This window comes from uncultured Reyranella sp., assembly GCF_945957355.1.
In the GTDB taxonomy this organism is placed as follows: domain Bacteria; phylum Pseudomonadota; class Alphaproteobacteria; order Reyranellales; family Reyranellaceae; genus Reyranella.
Window position 1 is genome coordinate 36,145 of record NZ_CAMFKM010000021.1, and the last position, 18,350, is coordinate 54,494.

An 18,350-nucleotide genomic window follows, 5' to 3' on the forward strand; every position below is an offset into this window, starting at 1 on the left:
CTCGGCACTGGTGAAATCGCCCGGGGAATGCAGGGTGCGCTCGGGCTCCTGAAACGCGACCCTGCGGCGCCGTCCTACTTCGACAATACGCGGGAAGCCTGCGTGCGGTCCTTCCAGGTGATGATCCTGGTCGCGCCGCTGCATGCCGCGCTCATGTTGATCCGGTATGCGGGCGTGACCGCCATGGCCGACGAACTCGAGATCGTGCTGGTCGAGGCGTTGCGCTATGTCGTCGAATGGACCCTGTTCCCCGTCCTGTTCTACGAGATCGCGCGGCGTCGGAACTGGCTCGGCCTGTATCCGCGCTACATCGCGGCGCTGAACTGGGTCAATCTGCCGGCGATGATCGTGGCTGTGATCGGCGTGGTGGTGGCGATCGTCCTGCCGCCGCTGCCCGGCGAGTTGATCCGCGTCGGCCTGCAGGCGCTCTTCTTCTACTGGTTCCTGGTCACGACGCGGATCGTGCTCGGCGTCACCTGGCCGATCGCGGGGCTCCTGCTGATCGTCAACTGGGTGCCGTCGCTCTTCCTTTCACTGATCGTCGATCGCTACCTCGGCGTCGCCGTTGCGATCGGCGCCTAGCGCGTAGAGCACCTCCATCAGGCAGAGCCCGTGCGGCGGCGCCGTCGGGCCGGCGCTTGCGCGGTCGCGGGCGGCGAGCGCTGCTTCGACATCGCCGCGGGTCCACTGGCCGCGTCCGACGAGATGCAGCGTTCCGACCATGATGCGCACCTGGTTGTGCAGGAAGGAGCGCGAGCCGACATCGACGTGGATCTCCTCGCCGTGGCGCGTGACCTTCAACAGGTCGAGCGTCTTGAGGGCCGAGGGCGACTGGCAGGCGGTCGAACGGAAGCTGTTGAAGTCGTGCCGGCCGACCAGCACGGTCGCCGCGTCAGCCATCAGGTCGACGTCGAGCGAGCCCGGCACGTGCCAGAGCTGGCCGCGATCGAGCGCGGGCGGCGCGCGCCGGTTGATGATCCGGTAGCGGTAGCGCCGCCACGTCGCGGAGAAGCGCGCATGGAAACCCGGCGGCGCGAGCTCCGCGACGAGCACCGACACCGGCTGCGGCTTCAGGTGGAAGTTGATCGCCGAGCGGATGGTCTCGACCGGCCGCTCTTTCGACAGGTCGAGATGCACGACCTGGCCGCGCGCATGCACGCCGGTATCGGTGCGGCCGGCGGCCTGCACCGGCGGGCGCTCGCCGGTGAAGGCGAACACCGCCTCTTCGAGCGCGGCCTGGACGGACGGTCCGTTCGGCTGGCGCTGCCAGCCGACGAACGGCTCGCCGTCATATTCGATGGTGAGCTTGTAGCGCGGCACGATCTCAGGTCGGCAAGGACAGGATGGCCGGCGGTGCCAGCACGGTGCCGGCTTCCAGCGAGAAGCCACGCAGAAAGGCGTCCGCCGATTGTGCCGACTTGCCGGGCCGCTGCAGCCTGAGGAGCTTCAGTCCGCCGACCCCGCAGGTCACGACCGGAAACCCGTCGCGCGCGATGGTCACGCTGCCCGGGGCCCCGCCGGCCAGGGTGAGTGCCGCCGCCAGCACCTTGATGCGTTCGACGCCGCCATCTTTCGGCGCTTCGAAAGACGTGCCGGGCCAGGGATGGAAAGCCCGTACCTTGCGCTCCAGCTCGGCGGCCGGCCGGCGCCAGTCGAGCATGCCTTCTTCCTTGCCGAGCTTGTGGGCATAGGTGACGCCCTCCGCCGGCTGGACGACCGCCTCGATGCTCCGCCGCAGCAGCCCGTCGAGAGTCGACACGATCAGCCGCGCGCCGAGATCGGCCAGCCGGTCGTGCACGCTCTCGGCGGTGTCGGCGGCAGAGATCGGCGTGCTTTCGGCCAGCAGCATCGGGCCGGTGTCGAGGCCTTCGTCCATGCGCATGGTGGTGACACCCGTCTCGGCGTCGCCGGCCAGGATGGCGCGATGGATCGGTGCGGCGCCACGCCAGCGCGGCAGCAGCGAGCCGTGGATGTTGATGCAGCCCAGCACCGGCGCATCGAGGAAGCTCCTGGGCAGGATGTGCCCGTAGGAGACGACCACGGCGGCATCGAGGTCGAGCGCCTTGAAGGCCTGGGCTTCCTCGTCAGTTTTCAGGGTGCGTGGCGTGCGGACCGGCAGGCCGAGCTCGTCGGCCAGCTGATGCACCGGCGTCTTGCGCTCCTGCTGGCCGCGGCCGGCAGGCTTGGGCGCCCGCGTATAGACGCAAGCGACGTCATGGCCGGCCTCGACCAGGGCGCGGAGGGCCGGCACGGCGAAGGCGGAAGTGCCGAGGAACGCAATCTTCATCGCCGCACCTTATAGGCAGCCGCGCGGTGGTGAGCTAGGTATGCCGCAATGGAGTCCAGTCCCCCCTCGACCGGCAAGGGTCCGCTCGCCAACCTTGCCGCGCGCCGCGCCGCAGGCGAGATCCACGCCGATCCCGTGCAGGAAAAAGTCGTCCTGCGATTGCAGGCGATCCACGACCAACTGGCGGCGATGGCTGCCGCACAGCCGGTCAAGACGGGATTCCTGGCCCGTCTCGGCTTCGGCCATGCACCCAAGCCGCCGGAGGGACCGCACGGCCTCTATATCTGGGGCTCGGTCGGCCGCGGCAAGTCCATGCTCATGGACCTGTTCTTCGCCGACGCGCCGGTGGCCAAGAAGCGCCGCGTCCACTTCCACGAATTCATGCTCGAGGTGCAGGCCCGGCTGCATCGTCGCCGGGAGGAACTCGCGGCCAGGGGCGCACCGCCGGAATCCGACACGATCGTGCCGATCGCCCGGGAGATCGCGGCTGAGACGCGGCTGCTCTGCTTCGACGAATTCCAGGTCACCAACATCGCCGATGCGATGATCCTGGGTCGCCTGTTCGAGACGCTGTTCGAGGAGGGGATCACCGTGATCGCCACCTCCAATCGTGCGCCCGACGATCTCTACAAGAACGGCCTCCAGCGCGACCGCTTCCTGCCGTTCATCGAACTGGTGAAGCAACGGCTCGAAGTGCTGGAGCTGGGCGGTGCGCAGGACTACCGGATGGGCCGGCTGCGCGAGCTCGACCTCTACCTGACGCCGCTCGGCGCCTGGGCGACCAAGAAGCTCGACGAGGCATTCCGCGCCTTGGCCAACGGCTCCGACGGCGAGCCGCGCGTGTTGCGCACGCAAGGCCGCGATGTTGATGTGCCGCGTGCGGCACCCGGTGTCGCCATGGCGCATTTCATGGACTGGTGCGCCAGGCCGATGGGCGCGGCGGATTTCCTGTGCATCGCCGACCATTTCCACACGGTCATCGTGGCCGAGATCCCGAGGATGGGACCGGACAGTCGGGACAAGGCGGTTCGCTTCGTGACGATGATCGACACCTTCTACGAGAGGAAGGTGAAGTTCATCTGCTCGGCGGCGACAAATCCGGGTGGTCTCTATCCCGAAGGCGACGGTTCCTTCGAGTTCCAGCGCACCGTTTCGCGTCTCATGGAAATGCAGAGCCCTGAGTATCTGAACCTCGAGCACATCGCCTAATTGTGATTGTTGGCCATTCGGCCTGCAGCATAGGCTCTGCACCGTTTTTCAGAGGTTATTCGGGAGGCAGGACATGGACGGCGATCGCATGATTTCCCTGAACGAGCAGGGACTGTCGCGGCGCAATGCGTTGAAGGCGACGGCGACGGGCGCGGCGCTCGGCACCACCTTCGCTTTGTCGGTGCAGCCGGTTCAGGCGCAGACGATGATCACCACGCCGGCGGACGGCCTCACCGCCGGCGTCGTCAAGGTGAAGACCCGGGACGGCAAGGAGATGGACGCCTATCGAGCCATGCCGGCGACGGGCCAGGCGTTCGCCACGATTCTCGTCGTACAGGAGATTTTCGGCGTGCACGCGCACATCGCCGATCTCTGCCGCCGCTTCGCCAAGGCCGGCTACTACGCCATCGCGCCGGAACTCTACTTCCGCCAGGGCGATGCCAAGGCGGTCAGCGACATGCAGGCGCTGCTGCGCGAGATCGTCTCGAAGGTGCCGGACGAGCAGGTCATGGGCGACCTCGACGCGACCGTCGGCTTCGCCAAGGGCGAGGGCAAGGCCGACGTGGCGAAGCTTGGCATCACCGGCTTCTGCTGGGGCGGCCGCATCGTCTGGCTCTATGCCGCCCACAGCGCAGCGCTCAAGGCGGGGGTGGCCTGGTACGGCCGCGTCGTCGGCGATTCGACGCCGATGACCCCCAAGCATCCGATCGACATCGCCAAGGATCTCAAGGCACCGGTGCTCGGCCTCTATGGCGGCGCCGACACCGGCATCCCGAACGAAAGCGTCGACAAGATGCGCGCGGCACTGAAGGCCGGCAGCCCGGCCGCCCAGAAGTCGCAGATCGACACCTATCCGGACACGCCGCACGGCTTCAACGCCGACTACCGCCCGTCCTTCCGCAAGGAGCAGGCGGAGGATGCGTGGAAGAAGGCGCTTGCCTGGTTCAAAGCCAACGGTGTCTGATCGGCTCATGGCCGAGACGATAAATCTCAAGACCCGATCGGGCCTGGCATTCACCACGGATGTCGCAGGCCCGGTCGGCGGGCCGCTCGTGCTGATGCTGCACGGGTTTCCCGAATCGAGGCATAGCTGGCGCGCCGCCCTGCCGGAGCTGGCGGCGCACGGCTACCGCGCCGTGGCGCCCGACCAGCGCGGCTATTCCCCGGGGGCGCGTCCCGATCCGGCTGATCTCTCGAACTACGCGTTCGAGAAGCTGATCACCGACGCGATCGAGATCGCGGCGGCGGCCGGTTACGACGGCAAGCGCTTCCATCTCGTCGGGCACGATTGGGGCGGTCAGGTTTCATGGGGCGTCGCCGGCGCCCATCCCGAACGCCTCGCCTCGCTCACGATTCTCTCACGCCCGCATCCACAGTCGTTCCGGCAGGCGCTGCTCAAGGAGGACGGCGACCAGAAGCATCGCTCGCGTCATCATCGCGCCTTCCTCGAACCGGAGACCGGCAAGCTTCTCCTGGCGGACAATGCCAAGCGCCTGCGCGACGGGCTGTTCGGCCAGGGCGTGCCGTCAGAGGCGCTCGACGAACATCTCTCCGTGCTCGGCAATCCCGAGGCATTGGAAGCAGCCCTGGCTTGGTACCGCTCCAACAAGGGGCTGGCGGCCGATATCGGCACCATCACCGTGCCGACGCTCTACATCTGGGGCGACGCCGATGCGACGGTGGGGCCGGACGCCGCTTATGGCACGACGGAGTTCGTGAAGCCCTCGTTCGCGATGGAAGTGCTGCCGGGTGTCGGCCATTTCGTGATGGACCAGGCACCGGCGAAGGCGACCGACCTGCTGCTGGCGCACCTGGCGAAACACCCCGTCTGAACCCGTCTGCCTTGCTGCCTCCGGCGAATCGCGCTACCACGCGGCGCTTTTAAGAACGGGAGTTTTTCGCATGGCTCGCAAGAAGATCGCGCTGATCGGCGCCGGACAGATTGGCGGCACGCTCGCGCTGCTCGCCGGCCAGAAGGAACTGGGCGACGTCGTCCTGTTCGACATTCCCGCTGCCGAGGGCACTGCCAAGGGCAAGGCGCTCGACATCGCACAGCTCAGCCCGGTCGAGGGCTTCGACACCAAGTACAGCGGCTCCTCGGACTACAAGGACATCGAGGGCGCGGACGTCGTGATCGTCACCGCCGGCGTACCGCGCAAGCCCGGCATGACCCGCGACGACCTGGTCGGCATCAATGCCAAGGTCATCGATTCGGTCGGCAAGGGCATCAAGCAGCACGCCCCGAACGCCTTCGTCATCGTCATCACCAATCCGCTCGACGCCATGGTCGGCCTGATGCAGGAAGTCACCGGCTTCGCGCCCGAGAAGGTCGTCGGCATGGCCGGCGTGCTCGACAGCGCCCGCTTCCGCCTGTTCCTGGCCGAGGAATTCAACGTCTCGGTCGAGGACGTCACGGCCTTCGTGCTGGGCGGCCACGGCGACACGATGGTGCCGCTGCTGCGCTACTCGACGGTGGGCGGCATTTCGCTGCACGATCTGGTCGACATGGGCTGGACCACCAGGGAGCGCCTCGAGCAGATCGTCCAGCGCACCCGTGACGGCGGCGCCGAGATCGTGGCCCATCTCAAGACCGGCTCGGCCTTCTACGCCCCGGCCGCGTCGGCCATCGCCATGGCCGAGTCCTACCTCAAGGACAAGAAGCGCATGATCCCCTGCGCGGCGAAGCTGAACGGCGAGTACGGCGTGAAGGGCCTCTACATCGGCGTGCCGGTCGTGATCGGCGCCAAGGGTGTCGAGCGCATCGTCGAGGTCGAATTCAACGCCGAGGAAAAGGCGATGTTCGACAAGTCGGTCGCCGCCGTGCAGTCGCTGATCGACGCTACCAACAAGATCGTTGGCCGTTCGTAAAGTAGGGTCTTTCGACTTTAGTCGAGCGACCCCAAACGTTCATCAGTCCATCGTTGCCAAGGGACTGCGGCGCTCATAAAGTGCCGCATCCCTTGGTCAGTTGCGTTTGAAAACTGAGGGACCGCGTTTCTTGCGCGCCGTCCCGAACGATAGGATCCCATGAATATCCACGAGTATCAGGCCAAGGCCCTCCTGGCCAAATTCGCCATCCCGATTTTGAAGGGTGGCGTCGCTTACACCAAAGACGAGGCGATGGATGTCGCCCGCAAACTGGGTGGCCCCGTCACGGTGGTGAAGGCGCAGATCCATGCCGGCGGGCGCGGCAAGGGTCACTTCAAGGCCGATCCGGGCGGCAAGGGCGGCGTCCGCATCGCCAAGTCGGTCGACGATGTCGGCGCGCAGGCGGCCGCGATGCTGGGCCAGGATCTCGTGACGAAGCAGACCGGCCCGGCTGGTCGCACCGTGCAGCGCCTCTACATCGAGGATGGCTGCGACATCAAACGCGAGCTGTATCTCTCGATGCTGGTGGATCGTGCCGTCGGCCGCATCGCCGTCGTCGCCTCGACCGAGGGCGGCATGGACATCGAGACCGTGGCGCACGAGACGCCCGAGAAGATCGTGACCCAGGCGATCGACCCGGCGGCCGGCTACCAGGCCTATCAGGGGCGCAAGATCGCGTTCGCGCTCGGCCTCACGGGCAAGCAGGTCGGCACCTTCACGACGCTGCTCGGCAACCTCTACCGCGCCTATGTCGATCTCGACGCCTCGCTGATCGAAATCAACCCGCTGGTCGTGACCGGCGCCGGCGACATCGTGGCCCTCGATGCCAAGATGAACTTCGACGACAACGCGCTCTACCGTCACAAGGACATCGAGGAACTGCGCGATATCGACGAGGAGGATCCGGCCGAGACCGAGGCCGCCAAGTACGCGCTGAACTACGTGAAGCTCGATGGCCAGATCGGCTGCATGGTGAACGGCGCGGGCCTCGCGATGGCCACCATGGACATCATCAAGCTCTACGGATCGGAGCCCGCCAACTTCCTCGACGTCGGTGGCGGCGCCACCAAGGAGCGGGTGACGGCGGCGTTCAAGATCATCCTCAAGGATCCCAACGTCGAGGGCATCCTGGTCAACATCTTCGGCGGCATCATGCGCTGCGACGTGATCGCCGAAGGCGTCGTGGCCGCGGCGCGCGAGGTCAACCTGCACGTGCCGCTGGTCGTCCGGCTGGAAGGCACGAACGTCGAACTCGGCAAGAAGATCCTCAAGGAATCGGGCCTCAAGATCACCTCGGCGGAGAACCTCGCGGACGCCGCCGAAAAGATCGTCAAGGCCGTCAAGGAGAACAACTGATGGCCGTCCTGGTCGACAAGAACACCAAGGTCATCTGCCAGGGCATCACCGGCTCGCAGGGCACCTTCCACTCCGAGCAGGCGATCGCCTACGGCACCAAGATGGTGGGCGGCGTGACGCCGGGCAAAGGCGGAACCAAGCATCTCGACCTGCCGGTGTTCGACACCGTCGCCGAGGCTGTCGAGAAGACAGGCTGCAACGCGTCGGTGATCTACGTGCCGCCGCCCTTTGCGGCCGACTCGATCCTCGAGGCGATCGACGCCGAGATCCCGCTGATCGTCTGTATCACCGAGGGCATCCCGGTGGTCGACATGGTCAAGGTGAAGCGTGCGCTCACCGCTTCCAAGTCGCGGCTGATCGGCCCGAACTGCCCCGGCGTCATCACGCCGGGCGAGTGCAAGATCGGCATCATGCCGGGCCACATCCACAAGCGCGGCAAGATCGGCATCGTCTCGCGCTCCGGCACGCTCACCTACGAAGCCGTCGCACAGACCACGGCGGCGGGCCTCGGCCAGACGACCTGCATCGGCATCGGCGGCGACCCGGTGAACGGCACGAACTTCATCGAGTGCCTCGACATGTTCATCCGCGATCCCGAGACCGAGGGCATCGTGATGATCGGCGAGATCGGCGGCGACGCCGAGGTCAAGGGTGCGGAATTCCTCAAGGCGTCCGGAACGAAGAAGCCGGTCGTCGGTTTCATCGCCGGTCGGACGGCGCCTCCGGGCCGCCGCATGGGCCATGCCGGTGCGGTCATCTCCGGCGGCAACGACACCGCGGAGTTCAAGGTCGCGGCCATGCGCGAGGCCGGCATCAGGGTTGCGGAGTCACCCGCGGCTTTGGGCGAGGAAATGCTTAAGGCCATGAAGGGCTGACAAGCGGGATTGCCGCCTGGCCTCTGCCGGGCGGCCAGCAAGGACAGGCCAGGGAGTATCGGGCCATGAGAGCAGAACAGACGTCGTTCCTGTTCGGCGCCAACGCGCCATTCATCGAGGAGCTCTACGCGCGGTTCCTCACCGACCCCAATTCGGTCGATGGCGAATGGCAGACCTTCTTCGGCGCGCTCGCCGAGCAGAAGGGTGACGTTCTGGCGGAGGTGCGCGGCGCCTCCTGGGCGCCCAACGGCGCCCGGGTGATCGGCGCGGTCGACCCCGACGCCATCCCGGCCGCGGCCAACCGCAACGTGAAGGGCGGCAAGACCGCCACCGAGGCGGCGCCCGCCGCCCCCGCGCTCGCGGGCAAGACCCAGGAAGAGATCCGCGCCGCCGCCCAGGACACGGCGCGGGCGCTGATGATGATCCGCGCCTACCGCATCCGCGGCCACCTCGAGGCCGATCTCGATCCGCTCGGCCTCGTGCGCCAGGCGCCGCATCGCGAACTCGATCCCGCGACCTACGGCTTCACCGACGCAGACTGGGACCGTCCCATCCTGATCTTCGGCTCGCTGGCGCTGGGTGAATCCGCGACGCTGCGCCAGATCATGGAGCGCCTGCGCAAGACCTATTGCGGCAAGATCGGCGTCGAGTTCATGCACATCTCCGATCCCGACCAGAAGGCGTGGATCCAGGAGCGCATCGAGCATATCGAGAACCAGACCGAGTTCACCGTCATCGGCCGCAAGAGAATTCTCGAGAGGGTCGGCGAGGCCGAGGGCCTCGAGCGCTACCTGCACGTTAAGTTCGTCGGCACCAAGCGCTTCGGCCTCGACGGCGGCGAATCGCTGATCCCCGGCATCGAGCAGATCCTGAAGCGTGGCGGCCAGCTCGGCGTGAAGGAGGTGATGCTCGGCATGCCGCATCGCGGCCGCCTGAACACGCTCGTGCACGTCATGCACAAGAGCTACACCGCGCTCTTCTCCGAGTTCCAGGGCCGCTCCTCGCAGCCCGAGGAAATGCGCGGCTCGGGCGACGTGAAGTACCATCTCGGCGCCTCCGCCGATCGCGAGTTCGACGGCAACGTGATCCATCTCTCGCTGTCGCCCAACCCGTCGCATCTCGAGGCGGTGAACCCGGTCATCCTGGGCAAGGCGCGCGCCAAGGAAGACCAGCGCGGCGACACCGACCGCAGCCAGGTCATGTGCATCCTGATGCACGGCGACGCGGCCTTCGCAGGGCAGGGCCTGGTGGCCGAGAGCCTCGACCTGTCGGATCTCGCGGGCTACCGCATCGGCGGCACCATCCATTTCATCGTGAACAACCAGATCGGCTTCACCACCCTGCCGACCGAGTCGCGCTCCGGCCCCTATTGCACGGAAGTCGCCAAGATCGTGCAGGCGCCGATCCTGCACGTGAACGGCGACGACCCCGAGGCGGTGGTCCATGTCGCGCGCATCGCGACCGAGTTCCGCCAGCACTTCAAGCGCGACATCGTCATCGACATGTTCTGCTATCGCCGGCACGGTCACAACGAGGGTGACGAGCCGATGTTCACCCAGCCGCTGATGTACAAGGAGATCGGCGGGCACCGTTCGGTTAAGGAGATCTACGCGGCGAAGCTCGAGGCCGAGGGCGTGGTGACGGCCGACGAGGTGGCCGCCATGGACAACGCCCTGCGCGAGAAGCTCGACAAGGCGCTGGAGGCAGCGGCCAACTACAAGCCGAACAAGGCCGACTGGCTGGAAGGCAAGTGGGCGGGCATCACCGTTGCGCCGGGCGAGGAGGATCGCAAGGGCGTCACCGCCGTCGAGCTCGACAGGCTGAAGGCCGTCGGCCGGGCGATCTCCGAGGCGCCGAAGAACTTCGAGCTCAACCGCAAGATCGTGCGACAGCTTCAGGAGAAGCGGAAGACGATCGATACCGGCGAGAACATCGACTGGGCGACCGGCGAGGCGCTGGCCTTCGGCACGCTGCTCGCGGAAGGCACGCCGGTGCGTCTCAGCGGCCAGGATTCCGGCCGAGGTACCTTCTCGCAACGCCATTCGGTGCTGGTCGACCAGTTGACCGAAGCCAAGTACGTCCCGCTCAACCATGTCGCGGAAGGGCAGGCGCGCTACGAGGTGATCGACAGCCCGCTGAACGAGGCGGGCGTGCTGGGCTTCGAGTACGGCTACTCGCTGGCCGAACCCAACGCGCTGGTCCTGTGGGAAGCCCAGTTCGGCGACTTCGCCAACGGCGCGCAGGTCATCATCGACCAGTTCATCTGCTCGGCCGAGAGCAAGTGGCTGCGCATGTCGGGCCTGGTGATGCTGCTGCCGCACGGCTACGAGGGCCAGGGGCCGGAGCACAGCTCCGCGCGTCTCGAACGCTATCTCCAGCTTTCCGCCGAGGACAACTGGCAGGTCATCAATCCGACCACTCCGGCCAACTACTTCCACGCGCTGCGCCGGCAGATGCGCCGGACCTTCCGCAAGCCGCTGGTGGTGATGACGCCGAAGTCGCTGCTGCGTCACAAGGATTGCGTCTCGACGCTGGCCGATTTCGGACCGGGCAGCTCGTTCCGCCGCATCCTCGCCGAGACCGACCAGCTCGTCGACGGCGCCAGGGTGCGCCGCGTCGTGCTGTGCTCGGGCAAGGTCTACTTCGACCTCGTCGCCGAGCGCCGCAAGCGCAAGATCGACGACATCGCCATCCTGCGCATCGAGCAGCTCTATCCGTTCCCGTTCACGCGGCTCGGCGTCAGGCTTTCACAGTATCCCAATGCCGAGGTCGTATGGTGCCAGGAGGAGCCCGAGAACATGGGCGCCTGGCATTTCGTCGACCGCCGCATCGAGCGCGCGCTGGCGAGCATCGAGGGCAAAGCCAGGAGGCCGATCTATGTCGGTCGCATGGAAGCCGCGTCGCCCGCCACCGGCTCGGCGCGCAATCATCTCAAGGAACAGGCCGATCTGGTCGACCGCGCCCTCACTGTCGGTTGAGCGCGGGTAGAAAAGAGGAAGAGTAGTCATGGCCGTCGAGATCAAGGTTCCGGCTCTGGGTGAATCGGTCACCGAGGCAACCGTCGCCAAGTGGCTGGTGAAGGCGGGCGACACGGTCGCCGTCGACCAGCCCCTGTGCGAGCTCGAAACGGACAAGGTCACCGTCGAAGTGAATGCCAGCGTCGCCGGCACCATCGCCGGTCTCGCCGTGGAGGAGGGCGCGTCGGTCCAGGTGGGCGGCGTGCTCTGCCACATCGAGGCGGGCGGTGCCGGTGCAGCCGCACCGAAGGCTGTCGCGCCGGCCGCGCCGAAGCCGGCTCCCGCGCCTGCTGCTGCTCCCGCACCGGCGCCGGCCGCGGCTCCTGCGGGCGCCAATCTCGCCGCTTCGGGTCCTGCCGCGCGCAAGCTGGCCGAGGAGAAGGGCGTGCCCGCCACGGCCATCCAGCCGACCGGCAAGGACGGCCGCGCGACCAAGGAAGACGTGCTGGCAGCACTGTCGTCGATCCCGGCCGCTGCCGCGCCGGCCGCCAGGCCCGCCGCGCCGTCCGGCCCGCGCGCGAAGGCCGACCGCGAGGAGCGGGTGAAGATGACGCGGCTGCGCCGCACCATCGCCAACCGCCTCAAGGACGCGCAGAACACCGCCGCCATGCTCACCACCTTCAACGAGGTGGACATGACCGCGGTCATGGCGCTGCGCGAGCGGCTGAAGGACGATTTCGAGAAGAAGCACGGTGCGCGGCTGGGCTTCATGTCGTTCTTCGTGAAGGCCTGCATCGCGGGGCTCAAGGAGCTGCCGGCGGTCAATGCCGAGATCGAGGGCGAGGAGATCGTCTACAAGAACTACTATGACATCGGTGTCGCCGTCGGCTCGCCGCAGGGCCTTGTCGTGCCGGTGCTGCGCGATGCCGACGCGCTGGACTTCGCGGGCATCGAAAAGGGCATCGGCGATCTCGGCCGCAAGGCGCGCGACGGCAAACTGTCGATCGCCGACCTGACGGGCGGCACCTTCACGATCTCGAACGGCGGCGTCTACGGCTCGCTGATGTCGACGCCGATCCTGAACCCGCCGCAGTCGGGCATCCTGGGCATGCACAAGATCCAGCAGCGGCCCATGGTGGTCGGCGGCGAGATCAAGGCGCGGCCGATGATGTACCTCGCACTGTCCTACGACCATCGCATCATCGACGGCCGCGAGGCCGTGCTGTTCCTGGTCAAGGTCAAGGAATGCATCGAGGATCCCGAGCGTCTGCTGCTCGGCGTCTGATTGGTAGGGTATTGCCGGGGGCGCGCGACTTCCGTCGCGCGTCATGAACGCGCCCCCGGCCATGAGGGTTGAAGACATGGCAAACGAATCCTTCGATCTGGTCGTGATCGGCGCCGGCCCCGGCGGCTACGTCGCCGCGATCCGCGCGTCGCAGCTCGGGCTCAAGGTCGCCGTCGTCGAGAAACGCGCGACCCTTGGCGGCACCTGCCTCAACGTCGGCTGCATTCCGTCGAAGGCGCTCCTCCAGTCCTCGCACCTGTTCGAGGAAGCGGGTCACGATCTCGCCGCGCACGGCGTCGTGGTGGCGGCGCCGAAGCTCGACTTCGCCCAGCTCATGAAGCGCAAGGGCGAGGTCGTCGAGGCCACCACCAAGGGCATCGCCTTCCTCTTCAAGAAGAACAAGATCGCTTCATACACCGGCGCGGGCCGCATCGAGGCGCCGGGTTCGGTGGCGGTGCTGGGCGACGACGGCGCGGTCAAGGAAACGCTGGCCGCGAAGAACATCCTGATCGCCACCGGCTCGGAAGTGATGCCGCTGCCCGGCGTGACCATCGACGAGAAGAAGATCGTCTCCTCGACGGGCGCGCTGGAACTCTCGGAAGTGCCGAAGCGCCTGGTCGTGGTCGGGGCCGGCATCATCGGCCTCGAACTCGGTTCGGTGTGGCGCCGTCTCGGCGCCGAGGTGACGGTGGTCGAGTTCCTCGACCGCATCACGCCGGGCGTCGACGACGAGGTCACCAAGTTCCTGCAGCGCACGCTCGCCAAGCAGGGCCTGAAGTTCAAGCTCGGCGCCAAGGTCACCAAGGCCGAGACGACCGGTGCGGGCGTCACGCTCACGGTGGAGCCCGCGAAAGGCGGCGATGCCGAGACGCTCGAGGCCGACGTCGTGCTGGTCTCGATCGGCCGCCGGCCCTATGTCGCGGGCCTCGGCCTCGACAAGGTCGGCGTCCAGATGACCGAACGCGGCCGCATCGCCGTCGACGGCCATTTCCAGACCTCCGTTCCGGGCATCTACGCGATCGGCGACGTGATCGACGGACCGATGCTGGCGCACAAGGCAAGCGAGGACGGCGTCGCCTGCGTGGAGACCCTCGCGGGCCAGAAGGGCCACGTGAACTGGGATCTCGTGCCGTCGATCATCTACACCCAGCCCGAGGTGGCCTGGGTGGGCAAGACCGAGGAACAACTCAAGGCAGCCGGCGTTGCCTACAAGGTCGGCAAGTATCCGTTCACCGCCGACCCGCGCAGCCGCGCGAATGGCGCCACGGAGGGTTTCGTGAAGGTTCTGGCCGACAAGGCGAGCGACAAGGTGCTGGGTGTCCACATCTTCGGCGCCGAGGCCGGAACGATGATCGCGGAAGCCGCGATGGCAATGGAATTCTCCGCTTCGGCCGAGGATATCGGCCGCGTCTGCCACGCCCATCCCACGGTCAACGAGGCGCTGAAGGAAGCCGCGCTTGCCGCTTGGGACAAGCCGATCCATCTCTAGCCCCGCCATGCGCCAGCCCCTCATGGCGCTTGCGATCGCCGCCTGCCTCGTGATGTCGGTGGTGGGCGGCTTCATCCCGATCCTCCAGGGATGGATCTTCTTCGTGCTCGCCCTCTACCTTCTGGCCACCGAATTCGAGACCGGCCGCAGATGGGTGACGGCGGCGCGCCGCCGCTGGCCCAAGCTCGACGAATGGATCGTCAAGGCGCGCGACCACAAATGGGCGCCGCGCCACCTCAAGAAGTTCGAAGATCACACCGACCCGTCGAAGTAGTTGGAGCGCGCCACTCCAGTGGCGCAATCATGGGCGCCACTGGAGTGGCGCGCTCCAAGGCTAACTCTTCCCTTCGAAGCCGCGATAGACCGCCTCGGCGATCGGAAGCAGCTCCTCGCGGGTTGCCGTCGCCGTCACGGCGAAGCCGAAGCCCTGGTCGATCCAGGCGAAGGTCGCGGCCTCTCCCTCCTTCTGGAACCGGAAGGCGGTTTCCGTGCCGTCGGCGGCACGCACGTAGATGGTCAGCCGCCGGCCGCTGGCGTCGTCGTACATGAGTTGGGCCGCAGCGCCGTTGCCGCCTGGCAGCAGGCGGCCGCCCATGAGCCTGTAGCCAAAAGGCGAGAGGTCGGGTGCGGCGAGTTTGCGCCCGAGGCGCTTGGAGAGCCATTGCAGCAGGTGCGCTTCCTGCTGCACGCCGACCTCGACCGGATGGGCGACTTCGACCACGAACGTGCGGTAGGCGGCGTGCGCGCCCTGCGCCACGCTGGCGGTCGGTGCGGGCGACAGGGGTGCGGGCCCGGGGGCGATCGCGTTGGCGAACCAGCCGGCCGTCGCGCCGGCCACGAAGAGGGCGACTGCAGCGGCGGCACTGGTCCAGCCGCGCGCCCAGAAAGTGCGTCGAGCGGCCCGCAAGGTGGCGATCCGTAGATGAGCCGGGATGGGCTCGGCGAACTTGGCGTCGAGGCGGCTGCGCAGCATGGCGCGCTGCCGGCGCTCCAGCGCGATGCGCTCGGCGAGTTCGGGATAGGCGGCCAGATGCGCCTCGACGGCGGCGTGTCGATCGCCGTCCAGTCGCCCGTCGACGAACGCCTGCAACTCGTCCTCGTCGATCGAAAACGCCTTGTCCGTCATTTCACTCTCCGCAGGAGCGTGGCGCGACCGGTGTCCAGCAGCGCGCGCAGCCGCTGCCGGCCGCGCGACAGCCGCGACATCACCGTGCCGGCCGGCACGCCCATGATCCTCGCTGCCTCGTCGTATGAAAAATCCTCGACGCCGACCAGCAGCAGCAGCGACTTCTGCTCTTCCGGCAACTGGTCGAGCGCCGCCAGGATGTCCTGCACTTCGGCGCCGCTCTCCTGCGTGGCGGCGGTCCTCGGTGTCGTCTGCTCGTCGAGTTCGACATGCGGTCCGCGCCGCCGGTTCTGCCGCAGCGCCGAGACATGGAGATTGCGCTGGATGGTGAAGAGCCAGGCCCTGAGGTCGCCGTCGCGCCGGCGCAGGGTCCAGCGCGACAGCGCGCGTTCCAGCGTGTCCTGCACCAGGTCGTCGGCCGCATCGTGATCGCGCACCAGCGCGTAGGCGTAGCGCCGCAACGCCGGGATCAGCGGTTCGAGCAGGGCTTCCGCATCGGCCATCGCATCACTCTATAGGAGGAGGGCGCCGGCCGGGACCGGCGCCATTCACTCCGTCGTTACTTGGCGATGTGCCAGGCGCCGTTCAGGAAGCCGTCGCCCGTCTTGTCGCCGGCCTTGGTGTCCTTCGCAAAGGCGTAGACCGGCTTGCCCTTGTAGGCCCACTGCTTCAGCCCGTCGTCGCGGGTGATGATCGTCCAGTCGCCCGAGGCCTTGGCGCCGTCGGCGACGAGGGCGGGCGGCCAGTTGGTGGCGCACGGGCCGTTGCACACCGACTTGCCCGGCGTCGCGTCCTTGTCGAACGTGTAGAGCGTCATGCCGCTGGCGGTGACGAACATGCCGTTCTTCATCGTGGGCGGGGTCGCGGAGGCGGGCTCGGCGGCGAAGGCGCTACCGGCGGCGAGAACCGCCAGGGTGGCGGCGGTGGTGAGGATCGACTTCAGCATTCTCTGGCTCCATGCAGCTGTTGGTCTGCAGGAAGAGAGACGCCGCGCCGGCGGAATTATTCCGCACGGGTCTGGATATTTCTCACGCCGTCGCACGCGACCTGCGCCTGCGGAGAGGGCGTGCACTTCACAAGAAGTGCAAATCCTGTCGCGTCCCTCTAGAATCAGAGCTCCTCCTTAACGACCGACGGGCTTTGCGCGTGCATCACGAAGCGGCACTGATCTCCACCATCGCCATCGGCTTCGTTCTCGCGTTCGGCTTCGGCTACGTCGCCGACCGGCTGCGCCTCCCGCCGCTGGTCGGTTATCTCGTGGCGGGCATCCTGATCGGCCCCTATACGCCGGGCTTCGTGGCTGACGCCGGGCTCTCGGCCCAGCTCGCCGAAGTGGGCGTGATCCTGCTGATGTTCGGTGTCGGCCTGCATTTCTCCGCCTCGGACCTCCTGGCCGTCAAAGGCATCGCCATCCCGGGCGCCATCGGGCAGATCGTGCTGGCAACCCTGCTGGGCATCGGCATGTGCTCGCTCTGGGGCTGGAGCTTCGGGACCGGCCTCGTGGTCGGCCTCAGCCTGTCCGTTGCCAGTACGGTCGTGCTGCTGAAGGCGCTGGAAGAGCGCAACATGGTCGACAGTCCCAACGGGCGGGTCGCCGTGGGCTGGCTGATCGTCGAGGATCTCGCGATGGTGCTGGCGCTGGTGCTGCTGCCGGCCTTCGCCGAAGTGCTGGGCGGCAAGCCGCTCCAGGGCCACGAGCCGTCGGGCATGCCGATCGCGCTGGAGCTCGCGGTCACCCTGTCCAAGGTGGCGGCCTTCGCCGTCATCGCCATCCTGATCGGGCCCAAGGTGGTGCCGTGGATGCTCGCGCGCGTTGCCCGCACCGGCTCGCGCGAACTGTTCACGCTGTCGGTCCTCGCCGTGGCGCTCGGTATCGCCTACGGCTCGGCGCACATATTCGGCGTCTCCTTCGCGCTCGGCGCCTTCTTCGCGGGCGTCGTGCTGAGCGAATCCTCGTTCAGCCACAAGGCGGCTGCCGATTCGCTGCCGTTGCAGGATGCCTTCTCGGTGCTGTTCTTCGTCTCGGTCGGCATGCTGTTCGATCCGACGATCCTCTACCGCTCGCCCGGTGCGGTCCTGTCGGTGCTGGCGCTGATCATCTTCGGCAAGTCGCTGATCGCCTTCGCCATCATCATGCTGCTGCGCTATCCGGTCGGCACCGGCCTCATGGTGTCGGCCAGCCTGGCGCAGATCGGCGAATTCTCCTTCATCCTGATCGCGCTGGGCATCTCGGCCGGTCTGGTGCCGAACGAGGGCCGGGATCTGGTCGTCGGAGGCGCGCTCTTCTCGATCATGCTGAACCCGCTGGTCTTCCATGCCGTCGGAATGCTGCAGAAGCGGCTCGCCCGGCCGGCCGGGGCCGCCTTCTACGGCCAGCGTCACTACGAGGCGTTGGGACGTCAGCTTGCGATCATCAAGGCCCGCCAGGAAGAGCGGTCGAAGGCCCAGGACCTCAAGCTGAACAGCCTGCTCGAACTGTTTCCGATGCTGCAGCTCGTCGAGCGGCAGGACCAGGAATCGCTGCTGCTGATGTTCCGGCCGAAATCGGCCTCGCCGGGCGACCGTGTCATCCGTCGCGGCGACCGGGCCGACGGCATGTACTTCATCTCGTCGGGCGCCGTCGAAGTGCATGTCGCGGACCGGGTCATCCGCCTTGAGCCCGGCGCCTATTTCGGCGAGATGGCGCTACTGACCGGCGAACGACGCACCGCCGACGTGATTGCGGTCGACTTCTGCCAGTTCCTCGTGCTCGACCGGCGTGACTTCAACCAGTTCATGGCACGCCACCCCGGCGTCCGCGCCGCCGTCGCCAGCATCGCCGAGGAGCGGCAGGCGATGAACATCGCGCCGCCGCAGACGGACGCGCCGGCCCTGCAGGACGACGTTCGGACCTGAGCC

17 protein-coding genes are annotated in these 18,350 nt (G+C 67.2%); 12 read left to right on the top strand and 5 right to left on the bottom strand.

The genetic code is table 11. The features are described from left to right. Window positions 1-27 precede the first annotated feature (27 nt). Window positions 28-582 carry a hypothetical protein gene (locus tag Q0Q48_RS24855; RefSeq protein ID WP_295144167.1) on the top strand — a complete coding sequence of 185 codons (555 nt, stop codon included), beginning with the start codon at window positions 28-30 and terminating at the stop codon, window positions 580-582. Here the strand turns inward: Q0Q48_RS24855 and truA are convergent. Together truA and fmt are read right to left on the bottom strand one after the other, a co-directional pair. Beyond that, window positions 532-1,320, bottom strand: a complete 789-nt coding sequence (gene truA, locus Q0Q48_RS24860; RefSeq protein ID WP_295144169.1) for a tRNA pseudouridine(38-40) synthase TruA — start codon at window positions 1,318-1,320, stop codon at window positions 532-534. The two genes, Q0Q48_RS24855 and truA, sit on opposite strands and share 51 nt — an antisense overlap. Before the next feature lie 4 nt (window positions 1,321-1,324). Next, window positions 1,325-2,287 carry a methionyl-tRNA formyltransferase gene (fmt, locus tag Q0Q48_RS24865; RefSeq protein ID WP_295144171.1) on the bottom strand — a complete coding sequence of 321 codons (963 nt, stop codon included), beginning with the start codon at window positions 2,285-2,287 and terminating at the stop codon, window positions 1,325-1,327. 48 nt (window positions 2,288-2,335) lie between these two features. Between fmt and zapE the strand changes: the two genes are divergently transcribed. The 10 genes from zapE (at window position 2,336) to Q0Q48_RS24915 (ending at window position 14,600) form a co-directional block, all read left to right on the top strand. Continuing rightward, window positions 2,336-3,496, top strand: coding sequence for a cell division protein ZapE (gene zapE, locus Q0Q48_RS24870; RefSeq protein WP_295144173.1), 1,161 nt, complete (start codon window positions 2,336-2,338; stop codon window positions 3,494-3,496). Window positions 3,497-3,569: 73 nt separating this feature from the next. After that, window positions 3,570-4,460: a dienelactone hydrolase family protein gene (locus Q0Q48_RS24875; RefSeq protein ID WP_295144175.1), complete on the top strand. Its 891-nt coding sequence runs from the start codon at window positions 3,570-3,572 to the stop codon at window positions 4,458-4,460. Between the two features lie 7 nt (window positions 4,461-4,467). After that, complete coding sequence (locus Q0Q48_RS24880; protein ID WP_295144177.1) at window positions 4,468-5,328, top strand: alpha/beta hydrolase; 861 nt, start codon at window positions 4,468-4,470, stop codon at window positions 5,326-5,328. Window positions 5,329-5,398: 70 nt separating this feature from the next. Continuing rightward, window positions 5,399-6,364, top strand: coding sequence for a malate dehydrogenase (gene mdh / locus Q0Q48_RS24885; RefSeq protein WP_295144179.1), 966 nt, complete (start codon window positions 5,399-5,401; stop codon window positions 6,362-6,364). A gap of 159 nt (window positions 6,365-6,523) precedes the next feature. Continuing rightward, the gene (sucC, locus tag Q0Q48_RS24890) at window positions 6,524-7,720 is read left to right on the top strand and encodes an ADP-forming succinate--CoA ligase subunit beta (protein ID WP_295144181.1); all 1,197 of its coding nucleotides are present in this window, start codon (window positions 6,524-6,526) and stop codon (window positions 7,718-7,720) included. Continuing rightward, the gene (sucD, locus tag Q0Q48_RS24895; protein WP_295144183.1) at window positions 7,720-8,595 is read left to right on the top strand and encodes a succinate--CoA ligase subunit alpha; all 876 of its coding nucleotides are present in this window, start codon (window positions 7,720-7,722) and stop codon (window positions 8,593-8,595) included. The genes sucC and sucD overlap by 1 nt, the downstream gene beginning before the upstream one ends. 65 nt (window positions 8,596-8,660) lie before the next feature. Beyond that, a complete protein-coding gene (locus Q0Q48_RS24900; protein ID WP_295144186.1) occupies window positions 8,661-11,573 on the top strand; it encodes a 2-oxoglutarate dehydrogenase E1 component in 2,913 nt (970 codons plus the stop codon). A gap of 28 nt (window positions 11,574-11,601) precedes the next feature. Beyond that, window positions 11,602-12,837: a 2-oxoglutarate dehydrogenase complex dihydrolipoyllysine-residue succinyltransferase gene (gene odhB, locus Q0Q48_RS24905; RefSeq protein WP_295144189.1), complete on the top strand. Its 1,236-nt coding sequence runs from the start codon at window positions 11,602-11,604 to the stop codon at window positions 12,835-12,837. Window positions 12,838-12,913: 76 nt separating this feature from the next. Then, window positions 12,914-14,326 carry a dihydrolipoyl dehydrogenase gene (gene lpdA / locus Q0Q48_RS24910; protein WP_295144192.1) on the top strand — a complete coding sequence of 471 codons (1,413 nt, stop codon included), beginning with the start codon at window positions 12,914-12,916 and terminating at the stop codon, window positions 14,324-14,326. Between the two features lie 7 nt (window positions 14,327-14,333). Further along, the gene (locus Q0Q48_RS24915) at window positions 14,334-14,600 is read left to right on the top strand and encodes a hypothetical protein (RefSeq protein WP_295144195.1); all 267 of its coding nucleotides are present in this window, start codon (window positions 14,334-14,336) and stop codon (window positions 14,598-14,600) included. A 60-nt stretch (window positions 14,601-14,660) separates the two neighbouring features. Here Q0Q48_RS24915 and Q0Q48_RS24920 read toward each other — a convergent pair whose 3' ends face one another. The 3 genes from Q0Q48_RS24920 to Q0Q48_RS24930 are packed head-to-tail and all read right to left on the bottom strand — an operon-like array spanning window position 14,661 to window position 16,398. Beyond that, window positions 14,661-15,452, bottom strand: a complete 792-nt coding sequence (locus Q0Q48_RS24920; protein WP_295144198.1) for an anti-sigma factor — start codon at window positions 15,450-15,452, stop codon at window positions 14,661-14,663. Beyond that, the gene (locus Q0Q48_RS24925) at window positions 15,449-15,955 is read right to left on the bottom strand and encodes a sigma-70 family RNA polymerase sigma factor (RefSeq protein ID WP_295144201.1); all 507 of its coding nucleotides are present in this window, start codon (window positions 15,953-15,955) and stop codon (window positions 15,449-15,451) included. Before Q0Q48_RS24925 ends, Q0Q48_RS24920 begins: the two co-directional genes overlap by 4 nt. 56 nt (window positions 15,956-16,011) lie before the next feature. Further along, on the bottom strand, window positions 16,012-16,398 hold the full coding sequence (locus Q0Q48_RS24930) for a hypothetical protein (protein ID WP_295144203.1): 387 nt from the start codon (window positions 16,396-16,398) through the stop codon (window positions 16,012-16,014). 200 nt (window positions 16,399-16,598) lie between these two features. Between Q0Q48_RS24930 and Q0Q48_RS24935 the strand changes: the two genes are divergently transcribed. Beyond that, entirely contained in the window at window positions 16,599-18,347 is a 1,749-nt protein-coding gene (locus Q0Q48_RS24935; RefSeq protein WP_295144206.1) for a cation:proton antiporter, read from the top strand. The last annotated feature ends 3 nt before the right edge of the window (window positions 18,348-18,350 follow it).

Excerpts from the sequence above, each read along its gene's own strand:
- odhB (WP_295144189.1), top strand. The coding sequence starts at position 11,602 with ATGGCCGTCGAGATCAAGGTTCCGGCTCTGGGTGAATCGGTCACCGAG.
- Q0Q48_RS24875 (WP_295144175.1), top strand. The coding sequence starts at position 3,570 with ATGGACGGCGATCGCATGATTTCCCTGAACGAGCAGGGACTGTCGCGG.
- Q0Q48_RS24920 (WP_295144198.1), bottom strand. The coding sequence starts at position 15,452 with ATGACGGACAAGGCGTTTTCGATCGACGAGGACGAGTTGCAGGCGTTC.
- Q0Q48_RS24880 (WP_295144177.1), top strand. The coding sequence starts at position 4,468 with ATGGCCGAGACGATAAATCTCAAGACCCGATCGGGCCTGGCATTCACC.
- sucC (WP_295144181.1), top strand. The coding sequence starts at position 6,524 with ATGAATATCCACGAGTATCAGGCCAAGGCCCTCCTGGCCAAATTCGCC.
- zapE (WP_295144173.1), top strand. The coding sequence starts at position 2,336 with ATGGAGTCCAGTCCCCCCTCGACCGGCAAGGGTCCGCTCGCCAACCTT.
- Q0Q48_RS24915 (WP_295144195.1), top strand. The coding sequence starts at position 14,334 with ATGCGCCAGCCCCTCATGGCGCTTGCGATCGCCGCCTGCCTCGTGATG.
- Q0Q48_RS24900 (WP_295144186.1), top strand. The coding sequence starts at position 8,661 with ATGAGAGCAGAACAGACGTCGTTCCTGTTCGGCGCCAACGCGCCATTC.
- Q0Q48_RS24855 (WP_295144167.1), top strand. The coding sequence starts at position 28 with ATGCAGGGTGCGCTCGGGCTCCTGAAACGCGACCCTGCGGCGCCGTCC.
- fmt (WP_295144171.1), bottom strand. The coding sequence starts at position 2,287 with ATGAAGATTGCGTTCCTCGGCACTTCCGCCTTCGCCGTGCCGGCCCTC.
- mdh (WP_295144179.1), top strand. The coding sequence starts at position 5,399 with ATGGCTCGCAAGAAGATCGCGCTGATCGGCGCCGGACAGATTGGCGGC.
- Q0Q48_RS24930 (WP_295144203.1), bottom strand. The coding sequence starts at position 16,398 with ATGCTGAAGTCGATCCTCACCACCGCCGCCACCCTGGCGGTTCTCGCC.
- sucD (WP_295144183.1), top strand. The coding sequence starts at position 7,720 with ATGGCCGTCCTGGTCGACAAGAACACCAAGGTCATCTGCCAGGGCATC.
- lpdA (WP_295144192.1), top strand. The coding sequence starts at position 12,914 with ATGGCAAACGAATCCTTCGATCTGGTCGTGATCGGCGCCGGCCCCGGC.
- Q0Q48_RS24925 (WP_295144201.1), bottom strand. The coding sequence starts at position 15,955 with ATGGCCGATGCGGAAGCCCTGCTCGAACCGCTGATCCCGGCGTTGCGG.